This window comes from Williamsia soli (assembly GCF_017377795.1).
GTDB lineage: Bacteria > Actinomycetota > Actinomycetes > Mycobacteriales > Mycobacteriaceae > Williamsia > Williamsia soli.
This window is the reverse complement of record NZ_JAFRDR010000003.1, coordinates 734,710-756,182: the sequence shown is the minus strand read 5'-3', so window position 1 is coordinate 756,182 and position 21,473 is coordinate 734,710. Positions and strand designations below refer to the sequence as shown.

General features: G+C 67.0%; 4 protein-coding genes. All 4 read left to right on the top strand.

Annotation, left to right across the window (positions count from 1 at the left end):
* Positions 1-10 precede the first annotated feature (10 nt).
* Genes J3S28_RS11900 through J3S28_RS11885 form a run of 4 tightly spaced genes read left to right on the top strand, consistent with a single transcriptional unit; the run spans position 11 to position 21,470 of the window.
* Positions 11-17,914, top strand: coding sequence for a non-ribosomal peptide synthetase (locus J3S28_RS11900; RefSeq protein WP_237341481.1), 17,904 nt, complete (start codon positions 11-13; stop codon positions 17,912-17,914).
* Positions 17,911-19,695, top strand: coding sequence for a DUF4012 domain-containing protein (locus J3S28_RS11895; protein ID WP_237341369.1), 1,785 nt, complete (start codon positions 17,911-17,913; stop codon positions 19,693-19,695). Before J3S28_RS11900 ends, J3S28_RS11895 begins: the two co-directional genes overlap by 4 nt.
* A complete protein-coding gene (locus J3S28_RS11890; RefSeq protein WP_307797051.1) occupies positions 19,688-20,635 on the top strand; it encodes an ATP-binding cassette domain-containing protein in 948 nt (315 codons plus the stop codon). The genes J3S28_RS11895 and J3S28_RS11890 overlap by 8 nt, the downstream gene beginning before the upstream one ends.
* The gene (locus J3S28_RS11885; protein ID WP_307797049.1) at positions 20,628-21,470 is read left to right on the top strand and encodes an ABC transporter permease; all 843 of its coding nucleotides are present in this window, start codon (positions 20,628-20,630) and stop codon (positions 21,468-21,470) included. The genes J3S28_RS11890 and J3S28_RS11885 overlap by 8 nt, the downstream gene beginning before the upstream one ends.
* Positions 21,471-21,473 lie beyond the last annotated feature (3 nt).

The following is a 21,473-nucleotide window of genomic DNA, read 5'->3' as shown; positions in this document are numbered from 1 at the left end:
CCTCGTGGGCATGGTGCTCCGCCAGCAGCTGACTCGCGCCCAGCGAGCGCTCTGGTCGGCGCAGCAGGCGATGCCCCTGTGCCCGATCAATATCGCCGAATATGTTGAACTGACCGGCGATATCGATCCGGACCTCCTTCGTACGGTGACACAAGAGGTCGGCCGGCAGACCGGGATCGCCTTCACCCGGTTCGAACAGACCTCGAGCGGTGTCGAGCAGGTTATTGACCATGATCTGAGCGGTGATATCACCGTGTCGGATCTGCGTGGCGAAGCCGATCCGATGAACGCGGCCCATGAGTGGATGCGCGCCGATTACACGCGGCCGGTGGATCTGTTCACCGACCGTCTGATGGCGTCTGCGATCCTGCGCGTTGCCGACGACAAGTGGCTGTACTACCAGCGCGGGCACCACCTCACATTCGACGGCACCGGCGCTTTCAAGACGCTCAAACTCGTTGCGTCTGCATATAACCAGCGCGTTGCCGATGGACCCGTCGATGACATTCCTGCCGCGGACTTGGCGGGTCTCGCTCAGGCAGACATCGACTACCGAGCGTCGTCTCGGTACGAAAAGGACCGCGAATATTGGCGTGAGCACGTGGCTGAATTGACGTCGCCGGCGTCTTTGAGTCATCGAGTAGGTCACGCCGGGGCTGACCCTCGACGGGTTTCATGCCTGATTCCGGCTGAGTTGGTGGAACTGCTGCAGCGGGCGGAATCAGCGCTGAAGACCTCGCTACCGGTGCTGGTCGGCGCCGCAGCCTCCGGTTACCTGAGCAGAATGACCGCACGCGACGATGTGGCGCTCAGCCTTCCGGTCGCTGCTCGTACCACCGCGACGCTCCGGAACACGTACAGCACTGTCTCCAACGTCGTCCCGCTGCGGACTGCCGTTGGCGCGGAATCAACGCTCGCGTCTGCGGTCGCATCCACCCAGGCCGCCATGATGGGCGCGCTCCGGCACCAGCGGTTCCGGTTCGAAGACATACGCGAGCTCATGGACGGTGCAACGTCGTCGTTGGCCGCTCGGGAGTTCGCCGGACCGCTACTGAACCTGATGCTGACCGTCGATCCTCTGCAGTTCGGAGACGCCACCGGGTCGTTGCACATCCTCACCACCAGCGCTGTCGATGACTTGGCGGTGAACCTGTACCGCACCGGCAATCCGCACAATTCCAACGAGTTCAGATTCGATCTCGAAGCAAATCCGAATCGGTATGGCCTCGAGGAACTGCGTGGCCATCACGGTCGGTTGCTGGCGTTCATCGAGTCCTTCGCCGCGACAGCGGTTTCGGCGCCGGGCACCACAGTCGACGATCTGCCGTTGCTGTCCCGGTTCGAACGAGACCGAGTTCCGCTCGCCGCCGCACCGCCGCTGTCCGCGATGACACTCCCGCAGCTGTTGGATGAGGCGGCCTTCCGTCACAGTGACCGCCCAGCGTTGCATGCCGGGTGGGCGCACTGGACGTACGACGTACTGGCGGCACGGTCTCGCCAACTCGCGCACATCTTGCAGGCCCGTGGAGCGAAACCCGGGACCACCGTTGCAATCGGCACCGGACGCGGACTCGACCAGGTGCTGTCGTTCTGGGCGGTGGCTCACACCGGCGCCACCATCATGCAACTCGACCCCGCGCATCCCGCGCCACGGATCGCAGCGCAATTGGCAGACTCCGATCCCGTCCTCGTCCTCACGGCCTCGGGCGGCATAGCGGCCGAACACGGTGATCGCTGGTTCGATCTGACCAACGTCGACCTGGCAGGTGCCTCCGATGCCCCTCTGGTCTTCGAACGTCCGATTCAGCTCGCGGACGTTGCCTACCTGGTCTACACCTCGGGATCCACCGGAACCCCGAAGGGCGTGCAGGTCACCCACCGTGGCCTGTCGGCGCTGATGCAACAGCAGCGGCACCTGGGTGCCGACGACGTATTGCGCGTATCCGGACTGGCATCACCGGCTTTCGACGCATCCATCTTCGAGATCCTGTTCGCTGCTGCGGGTGGAGGGGCGTTGTGCCCGGCCCCTTCAGGAATCGTCGGCGGCGCCGAGCTCGCGGATTTCCTCAACGGCAGCTCCGTTACACACACGGTGATCACCCCCAGCGTGCTGTCGTCGATGGACCCGGCCGCGTTACGCGACGGCGTGTCCACCACGTTGATGCTCGCCGGTGAAGCCTGCCCGCCTGATGTGGTGCGGCGCTGGGGAACCGGACGTGAGGTGTTCAACCTCTACGGTCCCGCCGAATCGACCGTCATGGCGACGGGCACCGAACCCCTCACTGCAAGCGGCAGTGCACGTCCTCCGATCGGCAGGCCGATCGTGGGCATGTCCTGCTACGTGCTGGATCACCGTCTCCGCCCGTTGCCGCCCGGAGCGGTAGGTGATCTGTATCTCGCGGGACCTGCACTGGCACAGGGATACTCCAAGCACGCGGGCCTGACCGCAGCTGCCTTCATCGCCAACCCGTGGGGTGGGTCAGGGAGCCGGATGTACCGCACCGGCGACCGCGTTCGCTGGAGTGAGAACTTCGCAGAACTCCACTACGTGGGCCGCAGTGATGATCAGGTCCAGATCCGTGGTGTGCGTGTGGAACCGGGCGAAATCGCCATGGCAGCGATGACCCATCCGGCAGTCCACCAGGCTGCCGCGATCGTGGTCGGCGACGAAGCTGATGCGCGCCTGGCCCTGTACATCGCCTCGCCCGACAACGACAGGCGCCTGACCAAACGGGTCCGCAACCACATCAGTCTGCGATTGCCGACGTCGATGTGGCCGGCCCACATCGTGCAGCTCGACGCGCTACCCATCACCACCACCGGAAAACTCGATCGGGCGGCCCTTCCGCACCCCAGCGACGTCGACACCAGGACTCATCGGGCTGCAGTCACTGAGTCGGAGAGGCTTCTCGCCGAAGCGATCTCCGATGTCTTGACCATCACGAACCCGTCGATGGACGACGACATCCTTGCACTCGGTGGTTCGTCTCTCGATGCCACTCGAATCGTCGCCCGGATCAAAGCGGTCACCGGGTCGACGCTGGGCGTTCGGGACGTCCTCGAGGCCGCGGACCTCGCTGAGTTGGCGGAGGTCATCGACCGAACCGCGTCGGGCCCTCAGCGTGAGGACGCCGTGACGATCCGCCCGCCGCGACCCGAGGCCTCGTCCGGACAGATCTCATTGATTCTCGCCGACCGACTCCAGCCGGGGTCGACCGCAAACCACCTCAGCGCCGCCATCGAACTGCGGGGGACGCTGGATCGGGACGCGCTGATCGTAGCGATCACGGACGTGGTGGAGCGGCACGAGGCGCTGCGCACCATCATCCGGATGGAAACCGACGGCACGGACTGGCAAGAGATCGTCAGTGCGGCCGAAGCTCTGTTCTCCGCAGACTTCGGCTTCGAGGCCCCGGAGACCGACTTCGACCTGCTGAGCGCCGATACGATCGATCCGACCGTCCGGCCTCCGCTCGCCCTGCAGCTCAGAACAATTGACGAAGGCGTCCACCAACTGTTGGTGCGCACCCACCACGCAGCGGTGGACGGCTGGTCGCTCGGCGTGCTCGTCGCCGACCTCGCCATCGCGTACCGCGCTCGGATCGCCCGCGCGGACCCGGCGTGGGCCCCGACGACGCAGTACATCGATGCCGGGGTGGATGCGCGGGTGGCCTCTGAGGTCTCCGCTGCCCAGCTCGAACGCTGGCAGCGACGGCTCGAGAACCTGCCGTCCCGTCCCGAACTGCCGACCGACCTCTCCGTGGCACGAACCAGAACCGAACCCGCGCCGGCCGCGGTGGTGCGTCGCGCACTCGGTCCAGAAATGTCGTCAGCGCTGAATGAGGCTGCGACGCAGCGGGGGACGAGTACCTTTGCCTGGCTGCATGCATGCCTTGCCGTGACCATTGCCCGCTACACCGGCGCCGACGACCTCGTGATCGTCGTTCCCCAAGCGGGACGGTCGGGACCCGACCTCGACAACGCAGTCGGGATGTACGTCAACCCCGTGGCGACCCGTATCCGGATCGCGGCGGCGGAAACCTTCGACGGCGTCCTCGTCAAGTCCACTGATGCAATCGATTTCGCACTCGACAACGCTGACGTACCGTTCTCGACGGTGGCTGCCGCAGTCGAACCCCGGCGCGACATCACCGTGTCACCGCTCGCGGACATCCTGCTGACGTATCAAAACCAGCCACTCGGACAATGGAATGTCGACGACCTCCAGATCGAGGTACACCCATCCGATTCCCGTCATGCACGGGCCGCGCTGCAGTGGAGTGTCGACGACACCGCCGACGGACTGCGCATCGAGCTGACCTACCGCAGTGATCTGTTCAGTCAGTCGATGGCGGCGGCTTTGTGCCACGCATATGTGACGGCGATTGCGCAGTCCGTCGCTGTTCCGAGTTCTTCACCCGCAGAGCTGGTGCCAGGATCACAGACACCCGTGCGCAATGCTGTTCGCCCGGCCGGCGGCACACTGGTAGATCGAATCCGCGACGTCGCACAGCACACCCCGAACGCACCCGCCCTGACATTCGGGGACGAGACCCGCGACTACGGCAGACTCGTCGCGGACGCGGAGACCTTGGCGACAGAACTCCAGGACGTCGGTGTCGGGCGTGGTGACCTGGTCGCGGTGGCTCTGCCGCGCAACGCTGATGCACTCGCGGTCCAACTCGCGGTCCTGTGGGCCGGCGCAGCCTACGTTCCGATCGATCCCGACTACCCTCAGCAGCGGATCGCGGCGATCCTCGAGGACGCCAACCCCCGAGCGGTGGTGGTCAGTTCATCGACCAAGCATCACTTTTCAGCCTCTCTGCCGCAGATCGATCTGGATGGCGGGCGGAGACCTATTGAGTCCAGTGCGCCTTTCACGCCGGTCGACATCACCCCGTCGGACGGGGCGTATGTGATCTTCACGTCGGGATCCACGGGCCGACCCAAAGGCGTGTCGGTCACCCACGGCAACGCGATCGCGCTTCTCGACGCCGCGCGGCAGAGCTACACCTTCACCCCACACGACGTGTTCAGCTGCACCCATTCCACGGCGTTCGACGTCTCGGTCTTCGAGATCTTCGCTGCATGGACCGCGGGCGCACGCGTGGTCTTGGTGGACAGGCCAACGGTTCTCGACCCCCAGCTGCTCTGGCCGCTGCTGCGTCAGAGCGGGGTCACGATCTTGTCGCAGACCCCGTCGGCGTTCTATCCGCTTGCTGTGGTCGCGACCCGCGACGCAGACCCCGGGCAGCTCCGGGCGGTGGTGTTCGCGGGTGAGGCGTTACGACCGGCCCGCCTGCTGGACTGGCGCGCTGCTTTCGGTGAGCGGGTGCTGCTGTCGAACATGTACGGGATCACCGAGACCACCGTGCATCTCACGATCGGTCCGGTCACGCCCTCGGACTCACGGTCGCTGATCGGTGAACCGCTCGCCGGAACGACCCTGTTGATTCTCGATCGCCACCTGCACCCCGTACCGGTAGGGGTGTGGGGGGAGCTGTACGCCTGCGGCCCACAGGTCACCCGTGGCTACGTGGGCAAGCCCGCACTGACCGCCGAGAGATTCGTCGCGTGCCCGGAAGGTCTCGGCGGCGGCAGAATGTACCGCAGCGGCGACGTCGTGCGGATGACGATCGACGGCGACCTCGAGTATCGGGGTCGATCCGACCGCCAGGTCCAGGTCCGCGGCCACCGCGTCGAACCCGGCGACATCGCCTCCGCGCTGACGACCATTTCCGGTGTGGCAGAGGCCGAAGTGCTGATCCGCAACACCGAATCAGCCGGTGGCGGCGACATCACCGGCTACGTCCGGCTGCGCACCGATGATCTGATCGACGACGTTCTCGACGAAGACCGGTTGCGAGTTGCTGCGGGGCAGGTCCTGCCCGGATACCTCGTTCCTGCACGCATCGTCGTGGTGCAGCAGTGGCCGCTGAACGCATCGGGCAAGCGCGATCTGGCGGCGCTGCCCATCCCGGCCGCGCACGCGGAACCGGTGGGCGAGGGGGTCATCTCGCCGGTGCGGGCGGTCGTCGCGGAGGTGCTCAGAATCGACCCGGGCGCCATCGGCCCCAATGTCGGCCTGTTCGATCTGGGTGCGAACTCGTTGTCGGCCATGCACATCGCTTTGCTGTTGTCTGAGCGCACCGGTCGCGACGTCGGCGTTCGGATGGTGGCCGACTCGACGTCGATCGCAGACCTCGAGACGGCGGTCAACGCAGCGCCGCGACACACCAACCCCGGTCTGCCGACGGGCCAGACGTCGCCGCCGCCCCCGACGTCGCAGCAACGGGCCCTGTGGGTTCTGAGCCGTATCGACGCCGGCAGCGCCGTCTACCATCTCCCGGCGGTCCTCGACCTTCCCGGAGCCGCGACCCCACGGACGGTCGTCGACGCATTGACCGATGTCGTTGCGCGGCATGAGGTTCTCCGCACTGTCCTGGCCGACAATGCCGGACTGCCCCAACCCCAGCTCCTTCCGATCGACCGGGTCCGCAACCAGCTGTCCGGATTGCTCTCCCCACGTCCACTTCCCACTGCGCACGCAGCTGCGAACCTGCAGGCGGAGGCTCTGCGGCCCTTCGATCTCGCCACCGACCTGCCGTGGCGTGCCGATCTGTTCAGCGCGGAACCGGGCACCGAACAGAACGACGCACCGGGTGCGGCCCCCACGTTGCGCCTGCTGCTCGTCGCGCACCACGTCGCCGTGGACGGCTGGTCGATGACAGTGCTGGCGGAAGACTTCGGCCGAGCCTTGCGCGCCCGAATCGCGAACACCGCACCCACCTGGCCGGCACCCGCGGCTCAATACCGCGATCATGCCTGGGCCGCGACGAGGGCACTGGGAACTCCTGGCCATTCGAGTGCGTATCGGGATCAGTTGCTCGACCACTGGTCGCGGGTACTCGATGGCGCGCCGATTCATCTGCAGTTGCCGTTCCAAGCGAACCCGGCTCAGATGCCGTCGGGCCCCGAACCCGCGCAGTACCTGGACGTCGCGGTCTCCGAACGCACCCGTGCCGCCCTGCAGCAGTTGGCGGTCGGCGAAAGTGCCAGCGTGTTCCACGTACTCCACGCGGCGCTCGCAGCCACCCTCGGACAGTTCACCGGAACCGACGACATCGTCATCGGTACACCCACCGCGGGCCGGACGACGGACATGATGTCGGCGGTGGGAATGTTCGTGCAGACGGTCGTGCTGCGGAGTGACACTGCGCCCGCAGCGTCGTTGCGTACCGCAATCCGGTTGAGCCACCACGTCGTGACCGATGCGATCGCCCACGCAGAAGTCTCGTTCGAGGAGGTGAAGGAACAACTCGCGCCGCCGCGAACCCTCGATTCCGATGCCTACCTCGACGTCATGATCGCCTACCAGCTCGCCCCCAGCAGTCCCGCAGAACGTGACGTCACACTGACACCGATCCGAGTGGGACAGGCCCGTGTACCCCTCGAGTTCACGATCACCGACAACGGCGAGGGCGCGCCTCTGCAGATCACGCTGACCTACGGGCTGTGGCACGTCCGCCCGGCCATGGCGCAGCGATTGATCGGGGCTCTGGTCCGGACCATCGAGGCGATGTCCCGCACCGTGGATCCGGCAACGGTGACCATGCATGAGCTGACGGCCCCCGACGCCGAACATCTCGCCGACGCCCAGATGCCGGCGGTTCCGGCGCTACGAGACGACTTCGTCGACGTCACCGAAGCCATTGTGCTGCGCGCCTATACAGATCCGGACGCGGTTGCCGTGAGCGACGCCGACGGCGCCGTCACCTACTCCGAACTCGTGAGCCGGGCGATCGATGTCGCAGGGGTCCTGCGCGACCGGAGCGTGGGCCGGGGCGACTTCGTCGCGGTGCTGGCCGACCGAAACACCGACACCGTCGTCGCGATGGTCGGTGTGTTGCTCGTCGGCGCCGGCTATGTGCCCATCGAGCCCACCTACCCGGCCGAGCGGATCGCGGGGATCCTGCGCGACGCGAACCCCGCAGCGGTATTGGGCGCCTCCCGCTACGCAACAGCAGCAACCGGTCTCGCGGACATCGTCGACATCGGGTCGACCGCCCCCTCACCGACGGCACTGGCCGACCTCCGCGACACGGCTGTCGCACCACGCCCGAATGATCCCGCCTACGTCATCTACACCTCGGGTTCCACCGGAACCCCCAAGGGAGTGGTGATCACCAGATCGAACATGGCGACGCTGCTCGAGTCCGCGTTGTCGACGATCGATGCACGCACCGACGACGTGTGGACCTGGTTCCACTCCGCGGCATTCGACTTCTCCGTCTGGGAGATCTTCGGACCGTTGACGTCGGGCGGCAGGGTGGTGGTCGTCGACCACGACACCGCACGCGAACCGGCGGCACTGGTCGAATTGCTGAACCGCCAGGCCGTCACCATCTTGAACCAGACCCCAACCGCGTTCTCACGGTTGCTGCAACTGCCCACGGTGGCGACAGGCAACGGCCGCGCGATCCCGGAGTCGCTGCGAGTGGTGCTGTTCGGCGGCGAAGCCCTGGACCCGAAAGCGTTGGCGTCCTGGCACGCCCGGCATCGCCAGGTGCGACTGGTCAACATGTACGGCATCACCGAGACCACGGTGCACGCCTCGGTCACCGAGGTCGACGTCACGGATTCGCGAAGCCTGATCGGGTCGGCACTCCCGGGCGTGGGCCTGGTCGTCCTCGACCGGTATCTGCGGCCGCAACCGGTGGGAGCCACCGGCGAGCTGTACATCACCGGCCCCCAGGTCACCGCGGGCTATGCCAACATGCCGGGGTTGACCGCCACCCGATTCGTCGCCACACCGTGGGGACCTGCCGGATCCCGGATGTACCGCACCGGTGACCTCGCGCGCTGGGTCGATGACAGCAGGCTGGAGTACCTGGGACGCGGGGATCAGCAGCTCAAGATCCGTGGGCACCGGATCGAACCGGGGGAGATCACCGCCGTCCTGCGCGCGCAGTCCGGAGTGGCGGACGCAAAGGTGTTGCTGCGCAACAGCGATCGGGTCGGCGAAGAGGTGCTGGTCGCCTACGTGGTGGTCGACGACGCAGGTGTCTCATCGACCCGGCTGCGTACGGCGTGCGCGGCGATCCTGCCGGCGCATCTGGTTCCGGCCCAGGTCCAGATCATCGATGACTGGCCGCTGACCTCCACCGGCAAACTCGATGTCGCCCGGTTGCCTGCGCTGACCGCACCTGAGGCCAGTCGGCCGTTGCACGGCACGGAGGTCGCCGTCGCGGCCGCGGTCGCGGAGGTCCTCGACATCGAGGCCGGTGCCATCGGCCCCGACACCAACTTCTTCGAACTCGGCGGGAACTCGCTGTCCGCTGCGCGCCTGTCCGCAGCCATCAGCGCGGTGACCGGCGCCGACCTACCGGTCCGGGCGATCTTCGAACAGCCGACCATCGCGTTGCTGGCCGCCGACATCGACACCGCCTCGGTCCGCCCGCAGGCGCTGCCGGTCGCGACACCTGTGCGGCGAGAACGTCCGAGCCGTGTGCCGTTGACGGCTCAGCAGCAGGCGCTGTGGCTGAACTGGCAGCTCGACCCCGAACGCACCGATTACAACCTCGGCGGTCTGGTCCCGATGGCGGACATGTCTCCCGAACGGATCGGCGTCCTGGTGCGCACACTGGTGGCGCGGCACGAGGGTTTGCGCACACGTTTCCCGGCCGATTCGGCAGGTCCCTGGCAGCAACTGGTCGATACGATCGAGGTCGATACGTCCGCGCAGGTGGTGGCAGATCCCATGGCGGCGCTGGCCGAGCTGGACCGTCCGTTCGATCTCGAGCGTGAACTGCCCTGGCGGATAGCGGTGTTCGAATCCCCGATGGGTGGGGTGGAACTCGCCGTGGTCGTGCATCACATCGTCGTCGACGGTGAATCCGTTCGGGTGCTGCACGCGGAAGCCGCTGCACTCGCCGCGGGAATCGAGCTGCCCCCGGTGTCCCTGGACTACGGGGACTACACCGCGTGGGCCGGCGAGACGCTGGCGCACAACGGTCAGATCCTGCGTCAGTACTGGGAAGGTGTGTTCGCCGAACCGGTCTCACGACCACAGTTGCCATGCCTGCGACCACCGGTGGGAGAGGCCGGACCGGCCTCGATCGCCGAGGTGGTCATCGATCCGGTGCGCATGCGGCAGCTGCGGGAGCAGGCCCAGGCGCATCACAGTTCGCCCTTCATGGTCGTGCACGCGGTGCTGGCCGTTCTCCTCGCCCGGCTCGGGGATGAGCCCGACGTCGTCATCGGGACGGTGGCGGCCGGGCGAGACACCCCGGAGTTCGCGAGGACGGTCGGCATGCTTGCGCGAACCGTGCTGCTGCGCACGGACATCGACATCGAGCGACCCTTCTCGGCGATCGTCCGACAGGTCACGCGGACCGATCTCGACAGCCTCGCGCACGGCGCATACCCGGCGGAGGCGATTGCCGACCTGGCGGATCCAGAACACCGCCGCGGGGTCCGTCCCGTTGTCGATGTCTTCGTCGCCGACCTGGGAACTGCGCTCGAGGGCAACCACACGAATGTCGAACGTCCCTACGCCCGTTTCGGCCTCGACCTGACGGTCGCCGAGGTCGGAGACGCTCTGCAGATCAGGTTGGCGTATTCGGAGTCCCGGATGGACACCGCAGACGCGAAGCTGTTCGTCGACCGGCTGGCGACCCTGCTCTACGCGGTCTTGGACGACCCAGCGGCGCCACCGGCGCGCCACCTCGTCGGATCGACCGGGGACATCGAGTCGATTCCGCAGATCACCGACTTCGAGCCGTTGCCTGATCTGTTGCGTCGCAGCGTGATGACGCAACCCTTGGCCACCGCGGTGGAGGACGAGGCGTGGGTCCTGAGCTATCGCGACCTGGACTCGATCAGCACCACGATTGCCCGGGCCCTCATCGCCCGCGGTATCGGCGCCGGCGACGTCGTCGCAATCTGCGTGCAGCGGTCGGCATGGTCGATCCTGGCCACCTGGGCCATCGCGAAGACCGGTGCTGCCTTCGTCACCCTCGGCGTGAACGATCCGCTGAGTCGGCAACGCACCATGGCGCGCGCTGCCGGGGCGACGATCGGCCTGCACGGGCCGGGGCAGCGGCCAGAACTCTCGGTGGTGGACTGGCTCGATCTCGCGGACGTCGGCAGGGACGCGGCGTTCGCCGGGGACGCCAGTGCGTTCCGGGCCGACGAACGCCGGCGGTCGATCCGCCCGGACGACGTCGCGTACATCATCTTCACCTCCGGTTCGACCGGAGAACCCAAGGGCGTCAGCGTGACCCACGCCGGCCTGCGACCACTCGTCGACGCCGTCATCACGCACGTGGATCTCACGCCGGACAATCGGGTACTGCACAACTACGCCACGACCTTCGACGCCCACCTCATCGAACTGATCCCCGCCTTCGCCGCGGGAGCCACCGTCGTCGTCTGCCCACCGGAAGTGATCGGCGGCAACGAACTGGGCGAACTGCTGACCCGCAGGGCAATCACCACGTTCTTCTCGACACCTGCCGTGATGGCGACGATCGATCCCGAGACCCTGAGCTCGGTGCGAATCGTCGTGACCGGTGGCGAGGCGCTGCAGGAATCGGTGGCCGCACGCTGGGCACCCGGCCGGCGCATCGTCAACTTCTACGGCCCCACCGAGGCCACCATCGCAGCGACGGCCAATCCCTCGGTGGTGGCGGCCCCGGTCATCCCGATCGGACGCTCGATGGCAGCCGCCGCGGCATACGTGCTCGATCACCGGTTGCGGCCCGTGCCCCACGGGATCGTCGGCGAGCTGTACCTGGCGGGCCCCGCCGTGGCGCGTGGTTACACCGGCGCCAGCGCGCTCACCTCGACGAGATTTGTCGCGCATCCGTTCGATCCCAACGGTTCCCGCATGTACCGGACCGGTGACCTCGTACACCGCAACGCCTCCGGTGACATCGTGATGCACGGCCGTAGCGATGAACAGATCAAGGTCCGGGGTGTCCGCCTCGAACCGGCCGAGATCGACGCGGCCCTGATGTCCCTTCCCGGTGTCGAACGGGCAACCACGGCCATCTCGACTGGTGGTGTCGAACCGGTTCTCGCATCCTGGCTCATCCCCGACCCCGACCACCCCTTCGATGCCGGCTCGATCCGCGACCAGTTGCGTGCGATCCTTCCCGGCACGCACATCCCGACACACATCACCGTCGTGGACCACTTCCCGATGACGCCGAGTGGCAAGCTCGATCGCCGAGCGCTGCCTGCGCCGTCACCGGTGATCGACGACCTGGTGCCGCTCCAGACGCCCACCGAGGACATCCTTGCCGCGATCTGGGCCGAGGTGCTCGACGTGCCCGCCGAATCGCTCGGACGGCAGAGCGAGTTCTTTGCCACCGGTGGTACGTCATTGTCGGCCAGCCGAGTTGCCGGCCGGCTTCGTCAGCAGCTGAACCGCGACGTGACGGTGCGCCACGTGCTCGACGCGCGCAGTCTCGCCGCTCTCGCGGCATCCGTGGATCTGCTCGCACCGTCGCTGTCCTCGCGCGACGCACCCCACCACCGGCCCGTTCCCGCCGACCTCGGGTTGGCCTATCCGCAGCAACGGCTCTGGGTCCTGAACCGGATAGACCAGAACTCGACGGCCTATGTGATTCCGATGGTCCTGCGCCTCACCGGTGCACTCGACACCGAGCGGCTCGCCGATGCGGTGGCCGAACTGCAGCGCAGACACGGAACCTTGCGGGCCACATACCCGCAGACCTCGCTCGGGCCAAGGCAACTCGTCGGCGAGCCCGCCGAGGTCCGGCGTGCGCCGGTGACCGACATTCCTGGCGACGGTGTCATGGGGCGGATCGCCGAGCTGATCACCACGCCGTTCGATCTCACGACCGAACCGGGTTTCCGTGCTGAGGTGCTGGTCGCGGGCGAGAGTGAGGCATGGCTGGTGATCGCATTGCACCACGTGGCCGCCGACGGATGGTCGATGCCGATCTTGCTCGGCGATCTCGTCGGTGCCTACTCCGGAGAACTCACGCCCGGACCGGCCCTGACGTACGCAGACTTCACGCAGTGGCAGGGTGCCCACCTCGGCGACCCGGCCGATCCTGCGAGCCGATACGCGCAGCAGATCGCATTCTGGCGGCGTGAGATGGCCGATGTGCCGGGCCCCGTACGCCTTCCGGGTCGAGCGACCGACCCCTCCGACGTCGGCGACGGGGGAGCGGTTCACGGAACCATCGATGCGACGACGCTGGCGTCGCTCACAGCGGTCGGGCAGGCGGAATCGTCGACGCTCTTCCACGTCACGCACACGGCGTTGGCGGCGTTGCTGGCGCAGCGGACAGGATCGCGCGACCTGGTCGTCGGCGCACCGGTGCTCGGGCGTGACGACCCGGTGTGGGAACCGGTCGTGGGCATGTTCGTCAACACCCTGGCGCTGCGCACCGTCGTCGACCCCGAATCAACAGTCCGCACGGCCCTGCGCCGCACCCGTGACACCGACCTGACCGCTCACGCGCACGCCGACGTGCCGTACGACGCGGTGGCGCGTGCCGTGAGCCCGGCCGGTCGAGCCGGGACTGCTGCAGTCGCCGGTGCCGACCCCCTGATCTCGGTGCTCCTGGTCCACCAGGAAGCGCTCGGCGCAATGACGTCCGACCAGTTGGCCCTGCCCGGGCTCGAGGTCGAGGTCCTTTCCGACACCGCACGGCTCGTGGCGCCGAAGTACGACCTTGAGTTCGTGCTGTCGGCCGGGGCCGGCGGCGACCTCGACATCACGGTGGTGCACGGTCCGGCGATTCCCGCCGGGTTGGCGGACGAGTTGCTCGCCGAGTTCACGCGTCTGCTCCTCGCGGCGGCCACCGCACCGGATCAGCCGTTCCCCGTGGTGCACATCCGCGAGATCGCGCCGCGCCCGGAGCCGGCCGAGATCTCCGTCGCCGCGCCACCGAGCTGGTCGCCGGCAGCGGAAGATCTCGAGCTCGAGGGGATTGTCACCGCCGCGATGGCCACGGTGCTGGGCCTGTCCGTTGGCGAGATCGATCGCGACGCAAGCTTTTTCGACATCGGTGGTACCTCGCTGTCCGCCACCCAGGTGGTCGCGATCATCGGCGAGGCCACCGCGACGGCGATACCGGTCAGGCACGTGTTCGCGGCGCCCTCGCCGATTGCTCTGACGTCGCTCTTGCTGCAATCGGAATCCCCGGGCGTCGAAGCGCTCCCGCCGCTGACCGGTGCCGGTGCACCGCCCGACCTCGGACCGGTGCCCCTCTCACCTGCCCAGCAACGGCTGTGGCTCATCCAGCAGATGTTGCCGGAGCGTCCGCTCTACGCGGTGCCGGTGGTGGTCGGTGTTCCCTCCGGCGCGGATCCTTTTGCTGCGTGGAACGCGGTCGCTGCCCGGCACGCGCCCCTGCGCACCATCTACCCGGACCGCAGTGGCGCACCCGTGCAGGTCACGCTCGATGAGATCCCGCCGATCACAGATCTCGGCGACCGCGAGTTGACCGACGTCGTCGCGACGCTGCTGGCAACGCCTTTCGACTTGACCGCATCCGTACCGGTCCGTCCTGCGCTGGTCGATCAGTCCGGACACCGGTTCTTGGTGATCGTCGCCCATCACATCGCGATGGACGGTGAATCGGTCGCAGTGCTCCGCCGGGACCTCGACGCCGCGTTGGCGGGCCGCCCGCTACAGCCGCTGCCCGTCGACTACGGCCAGGTGTCGCGCTGGCAGAACGTCGTCAACGCCGGCACGCGCGACGAGATGCTGAGCTACTGGCAGCAGGCGTTGGCCGGCTACCCGGGGGTACTCGAACTGCCCGACTGCGCTCCCCGGGATCCGCAGCGGTCACTGCGCACGGCCACCGTGGCGGTGCCGGTCGACGAACCGACCACGGAGGCTGTCGCGCTCACCGCCCGCCGCCGCGGCGTCAGCGAGTTCCACGTCTATCACGCAGCTGTGGCCCTCACGCTCTCCATTGCGTGCGGCACAGACGATGTCGCGGTCGGCACGCCGGTGTCGCTGCGGCGGCATCCGGAGACCGCGGACATGGTCGGCATGTTCGTCTCGACGGTGGCGCTGCGGACGACGCTTCACACCGGAATGACGACCGACGATCTACTCGAACTCGTTCGCGACATCGATCTGGCCGCGCTCGATCACGCGCTTCTGCCGTTCGATGAGGTGGTGGCACAGCAAGATCCGATCCGGGAGCTGGGCAGACATCCGGTCGTCCAGGTGACCCTGTCGGTCAATGACGAACCCGGCGGCCATGTACCGAACGAACTGAGCCCGAACTCGGAGTTCGACCTGCAGGTGACCGTCGGCCGCGACACCGCGATGTTCACCTACGCGACGGCGCTCTACGACAAGCGCGCCATCGAGACCCTCGCGCTGCGCTGGAAAGTGGCCCTGCGACTGATCGTCGCCGACGAGATCACGTCGCTCGAGGCGGCCGATCTACGCACCGAAGAGGAGCGGGCCGACCGCTTGCACCGCGTCCCCAGTCGACCCGAGGTGACCTTGGGAGAGCTGCTGCAGGACTCGCTGCGCAGGCGCCCCGCCGCGGTGGCCGTCGACGACGGCGTCACCGCCGCCACCTACGCGCAACTCGACCACTGGTCGGCCGCTGTGGCCGCAGACCTGCAGGCTGCCGGGGTCGAGTGGGGTGACCCGGTGGCGATGATGTTGCCGCGCAGCGTGGAATCGGTGGTTGCATTCTGGGCCATCGCACGACTTGGCGCGGTGTACGTCCCCGTCGACCCGCGGTACCCGTCCGAACGCATTGAACGGATGATCGCGATCAGCGGCGCCCAGGTCGCGGTGACGGCGCCGAACGCGGCCCACCACTGCCGGGTCCAGGTACCCGTAGCCGCACCCGACGACAACGCGCCTGTTGTCGGTTGGACGCCGATGCGCGTCGATGATGCCGCCTACCTGCTGTTCACCTCCGGTACCACGGGAAATCCGAACGGTGTCGTGGTCTCGCACCGGGGATTGCGCAATCTGGTGGAGCCTGCGGTGTTCTCCGCCACCGACGACGACCGCGTCGCCCACCTCGCCAGCCCCAGCTTCGATGCATCGATCCTGGAGATGGTGTGGGCGTTCGCATCCGGGGTGACCCTCGCCGTCGTCCCCGCCGACGACGCCAGCGGCAGGACCCTCACCGACCAGTTGCAACAATTGGGTGTCACGCAGGCATTCGCCACCCCCTCGGTTTTGGCGACCCTCGACGAGACCGCACTGCCCGCGCTGCGTGCCCTCTTCGTCGGCGGCGAGGCATGTCCTCCGGAACTCGTCCGGCGGTGGAGTCATGGTCGTAGCCTGACGAACCTGTACGGACCTACGGAGACAACCGTTCTCGGTACCGCACGTGGTTCGATGCAGCCCGAGAGCGCGGCCGTGATCGGTCGCGGAGTGCCCGGATTGCGCAGCCATGTGCTCGATTCGCATCTCCGTCCGACTCCGGATGGAGCCGTCGGCGAGCTGTACTTCACCGGCTCGGCGTTGGCGCTCGGTTACCGCCGGGACCCTGCACTCACCGCCGCTCGGTTCGTGGCGGCGCCCGGGGGTGAGCGGATGTACCGTACCGGAGACCTGGTGCGCCGGTTGGAAAGTGGCGATCTCGAGTACCTCGGTCGAGCCGACCGTCAGGTCAAGATCCGTGGCCAGCGGATCGAGCCCGGCGAGGTCGATGCCGCACTCGTCGCCGCCGGTGCGCGTACCGCGGCCACCGTGTTGCGCACCGGTCCCACCGGGCCCGTACTGGTGTCGTACGTGATCGCCGCCGATCCCACCGATTCGGTTCCCGAACGCTTCATGGACGTCCTGGTCGCGCAACTCCCTCATCACCTCGTGCCGGCCGCCGTCGTCCTGGTCCCGGAGCTCCCACGCACGCCGGTGGGCAAACTCGACACCGCAGCCCTTCCCGAACCGGTGTGGACCGTCGCCGGCGGCGTGCCCCGTACCCCGACCGAAGCCGCTGTGGTCGAGGTGTTCCGCGACGTCGTCGGCAACCACGAACTCGGCATCTATGACGACTTCTTCGCTGTCGGCGGCAATTCGCTGCTGCTGGCCTCCGCGGCCGCGGCACTGACCGCCCGTCTGGGTCGACCGGTGCCGGCAGCTGTCCTGTTCGCACAGACGACACCCGTCGCGTTGGCCGCCGTCCTCGATCAATACGCAGACCTGGCAGCGGGTCTGGGCGCGGTCGTGGACCTCTCCGCCGGTCGGGCAGGGACGCCGCTGTGGTGCATCCACCCGATCAGCGGGCTGGTGAACGACTACCGTCCGCTCGCTGCCACACTGTCGATCCCGGTGCTCGGGCTGCAGATGCCCGGACTCGACGACCCCGCCGCACCCCACCTGCTCACGATCGAAGAGCTGGCGGCCCACCACGTGGCGACGATCCGCAGCACCCAGCCGAGCGGCCCTTACCGCCTTCTCGGATGGTCGCTCGGTGCGGTCCTCGCACACGAGGTGACCCGCCAGCTCACGGCTTCCGGCGCCGTCGTCGACACACTCGTACTGCTCGATCCGCGCCTTGATCACGAGGCGTCCCGCGGCGCCGCCATCGATGCGTCGCTGGAGGCGGCGCTCAGAGCCATCGACCACGAGAGATTCGAGCAGTACCGGGTACGCTGCGTCGAGGCGATCACCGCCGCCGCAGCCTATCAACCAGGTCCTTCCCGGGCGGAGAGAACGATTTTGATAGCAGCACAAGACAATCCGGACCCCACTCAATGGGAACAGCTGGTCACAGGGACGATGAACCTCGAACGGGTGCCGGTCGCGCATCACGCGATGGGTAGCGAAGAGGCAATGACGGCGATCGCCGGCCTGGTGGGCGGCCACATCGATGCTCCCGTCTCGGACGGCCTGAGCAGCAACACAGATCTCGACATCACCGATGGCACCAGGAGAGAGAATTGACCAGCGCTGCAACGCCTGAACCCGCCCCGAGAAGAAGGTCGCGCCTGCGGTGGTGGCTGCTCGGGATCTTCGTGGTGTTGGTGCTGCTCGTCGCGGCGGCCCTGTATCTCGGCTACCTGGGATTGAAGGCGAAGGATTCCCTGGATTCGGCCCGCGGGCATGCCTCGTCGGCGCAGCGGGCCTTCCTCGACGGCGACACCGACAAGGCTGTCGGCGAAGCGGAGGCCGCCGTCTCCGACGCCCGGTCGGCGAAAGACGATGCGCACAACCCGGTGTGGTCGGCGGCTGCCGCGATCCCCTGGCTCGGCGATCCGCTGCAATCGGTGCAGGAGATGACCGATTCGGTGGATGCGCTGGCGTCGGATGTGCTGGCGCCGACGGCGGAGCTGGCCGGGGTCATCAACCCTGACAACCTTCGATCGGCAGACAACACGATCAACACGGCGGCGCTCGCGCAGGCGCAACCGCAGCTGGCAGTCATCGCCGACCGCGCCGAAGCGATCCAGGCCGACGTGACGTCCACGGACGGAAGCTGGTTCGGCACGGTGTCCGATGCCCGGACCAAGTTGCTCGACCAGCTCACCGAATCCGCGCGGTTCATCCGCGGTACCGACACCGCTGCCCAGTTGCTGCCTCCGATGCTGGGAGGAGGAGGCGAGCGCAACTACTTCTTCGGATTCCAGACACCGGCCGAATCCCGCCCCACGGGTGGACTTCTCGGTGCCTACGGGGTGGTGAGCGCCGAGAACGGACGGGTGAACGTCGACGACCTGGGGACCAACGCCGAAATCGATGCGCCGGCAAACCCTGTCGACCTCGGGGAAGAGTACGACTACAACTACAAGTACAGCCGTCCCTACACCGACATCCGGAACAGCAACATCAGCGCCCACTTCCCGTACGCGGCGCAGATCTGGATGAACATGTGGCAACAGCAGTCGGGTACGCAGCTCGACGGTGCGGTCGCGCTCGATCCCGTCGCGCTCAGTTACCTCCTCGACGCCACCGGGCCCGTGACTCTCGACAACGGCCAGAAGGTGACCGGCGACGATGTCACCGAGCTGACCCTGTCGACGTCCTACCAGCAGTTCGCGAACAACAACACCGCTCGCAAGGCGTACTTGCAAGAGATCGCCCAGAAGTCGGTGTCGGCGCTGACCTCGATGCGCGGGAACACGTCCAAGGTGCTGGAGGCGCTGGGGCGTTCGGTGCACGAACAGCGACTGATGGTCTACAGCGCCGACGAGAAGGAGCAGCAACTGCTCACCGACGCCGGTCTCGCGCACGAGGTCGCCGAAACCCCCGCGCCGTACGCGAACGTCGTGGTCGGAAACCTGGCGGGCAACAAGATCGACTACTACCTGGAACGGGAGATCACCTACAAGGCCGGCAGCTGCGATTCCGACACCCGGACGTCGACTGTCGAGGTGAAGTTCACCAACACATTGACCGACCTGAGTCTGCCGCCGTACGTGATCGGCAGTCTGGGTAATCCGCAGCTGCAGCTACCGAACGGTACGAACTTCTCCGCGGTGACCCTCTATGGAACCGAGGGCGCGACCATCGATTCGGCCACTGTGAACGGTGATCCGATGTTGATGGCCGTCGGCACCGAACGCGGACATCCCTTCGCCACCGGCCAGGTCCAGATCCCGCCCGGTGAGACGGTGACGGTGACGTATCAACTGACGGAACCGACCTCACCCGGTGAACCCGTCGTGCCGGTGCAGCCACTGGTCGACGATCCGGAAGTGAAGGTCGAGGTCCCTGTCTGTGAATGACGCCCACGCAATCGAGGTCGCAGACCTGCGGATGAGCTACCGCGGTGTCGACGCGCTGAAGGGGATCGACCTGGTGGTCCCGGCCGGCACCGTGATGGGACTGCTGGGCCCCAACGGTGCGGGCAAGACCACCACCGTCAGGATCATCGCCACCCTCTTGTCGCCGACGTCGGGTTCGGTACACATCAACGGGATCGACGCTCGGACGCATTCACACCAGGTGCGCAGTCTCATCGGACTGTCGGGACAACATGCCGTCGTCGACGACAACCTGACCGGACACGAGAACCTGGTGATGATCGGGAGACTGTCGGGTCTGGGGCGCACACAGGCCACCCGGAGGTCGCGAGAGTTGTTGGAGCAGTTCAATCTCGCCACGGCGGGCAAACGCCGAGTCGCCACCTACTCGGGCGGGATGCGACGCCGGATCGATCTGGCGGGCGCCATCATCATCAGGCCGCCGGTACTGCTGCTCGACGAGCCGACCGCAAGTCTCGATCCCATCAGCAGAACCGAATTGTGGTCGGAGATCAAAGCTTTGGTGTACGAGGGGACAAGTGTTCTGCTGACCACCCAATACCTCGAAGAGGCCGATCAACTCGCGGACGCGGTGACCGTCATCGTCGGCGGTGACGTGGTCGCGCGCGGCACTCCCGCGGAACTGAAGTCGACACTCCGCACAGCGCAGGTGCGCCTGCAGCTGACCCGCGCGGGCGACGCGAGATCCGCCTCCGAGGTGATCGGCCGGATGGACGGTGTGCACGCCGTTGACGTCGACGGCTCAGTGATCACCTATTCGACGCACGACGCCAGTCGCAGTCTGACCCACGCCATCGGCGTACTCGCCAGAACGGGTATCGAGGTCGCTGACTCGAGTGTCTCCGAACCGACCCTCGACGACGTCTTCGTGTCCCTGGCAGGGAGCGCACCCCGTGGCTGACACACTCGCCGTGGCGGAACCGATCGTTGGCCCGCGGCCACGGAACGCCGGAACCTTCCTGGTCGATTGCGAAGTGGTGGCGCTCAGGAACATCCGAACAATCCTGCGTAACTGGCAGATGATCCTCGGTGTCGTGTTGCAGCCGCTCATGTTCGTGCTGCTGTTCTCGTACGTCTTCGGCGAGGCTCTCGGGGGTGACCGCTATCGGGAGTTCCTGATCGGCGGCATCATGACGCAGACCGTCGCCTTCAATGCAGGCTTCACCGCACTCGGGCTTGCCACCGACATCAAGAGCGGCATGGTCGACCGGTTCCGGGCGCTGCCCATGTCCCGGCTGGCCTTCGTGGTCGGCCGGTCGGTGTCGGACATCACGGTCAACGTGGTGGGGCTGATCGTGATGTCTCTGGCCGGGCTCGCGATCGGGTGGCGCATCGACACCAGCTTCGGCGAGGCACTCACCGGCTATGCGATCGCGCTGTTGTTCGGATTCGCGCTCTCGTGGGTGGGGGCGGTGGTGGGGTTGCTGGCAGGGTCCGCAGAGGCGGCGCAGAGCCTGCTCCTGACCGTGCTCTTTCCGCTGACGTTCATCTCGTCGGCGTTCATCCCGGCCGCCACGCTGCCGGGTCCGCTGCGCGCTGTCGCGAATTGGAACCCGGTGACCGCTGTCGCGCAGAGTCTTCGAGAGTGCTTCGGGAACCCGGTGACGGTGAACCCGCTACTGCCGAATCCCGTGACCTGGGCGTCGGAAAATCCCCAGCTCTACTCGCTGATCAGCATCTGCGCGCTGCTGGTGGTGACAGTTCCGCTGGCGTCGCGGGCCTTGCGTCGCCTCTGACCA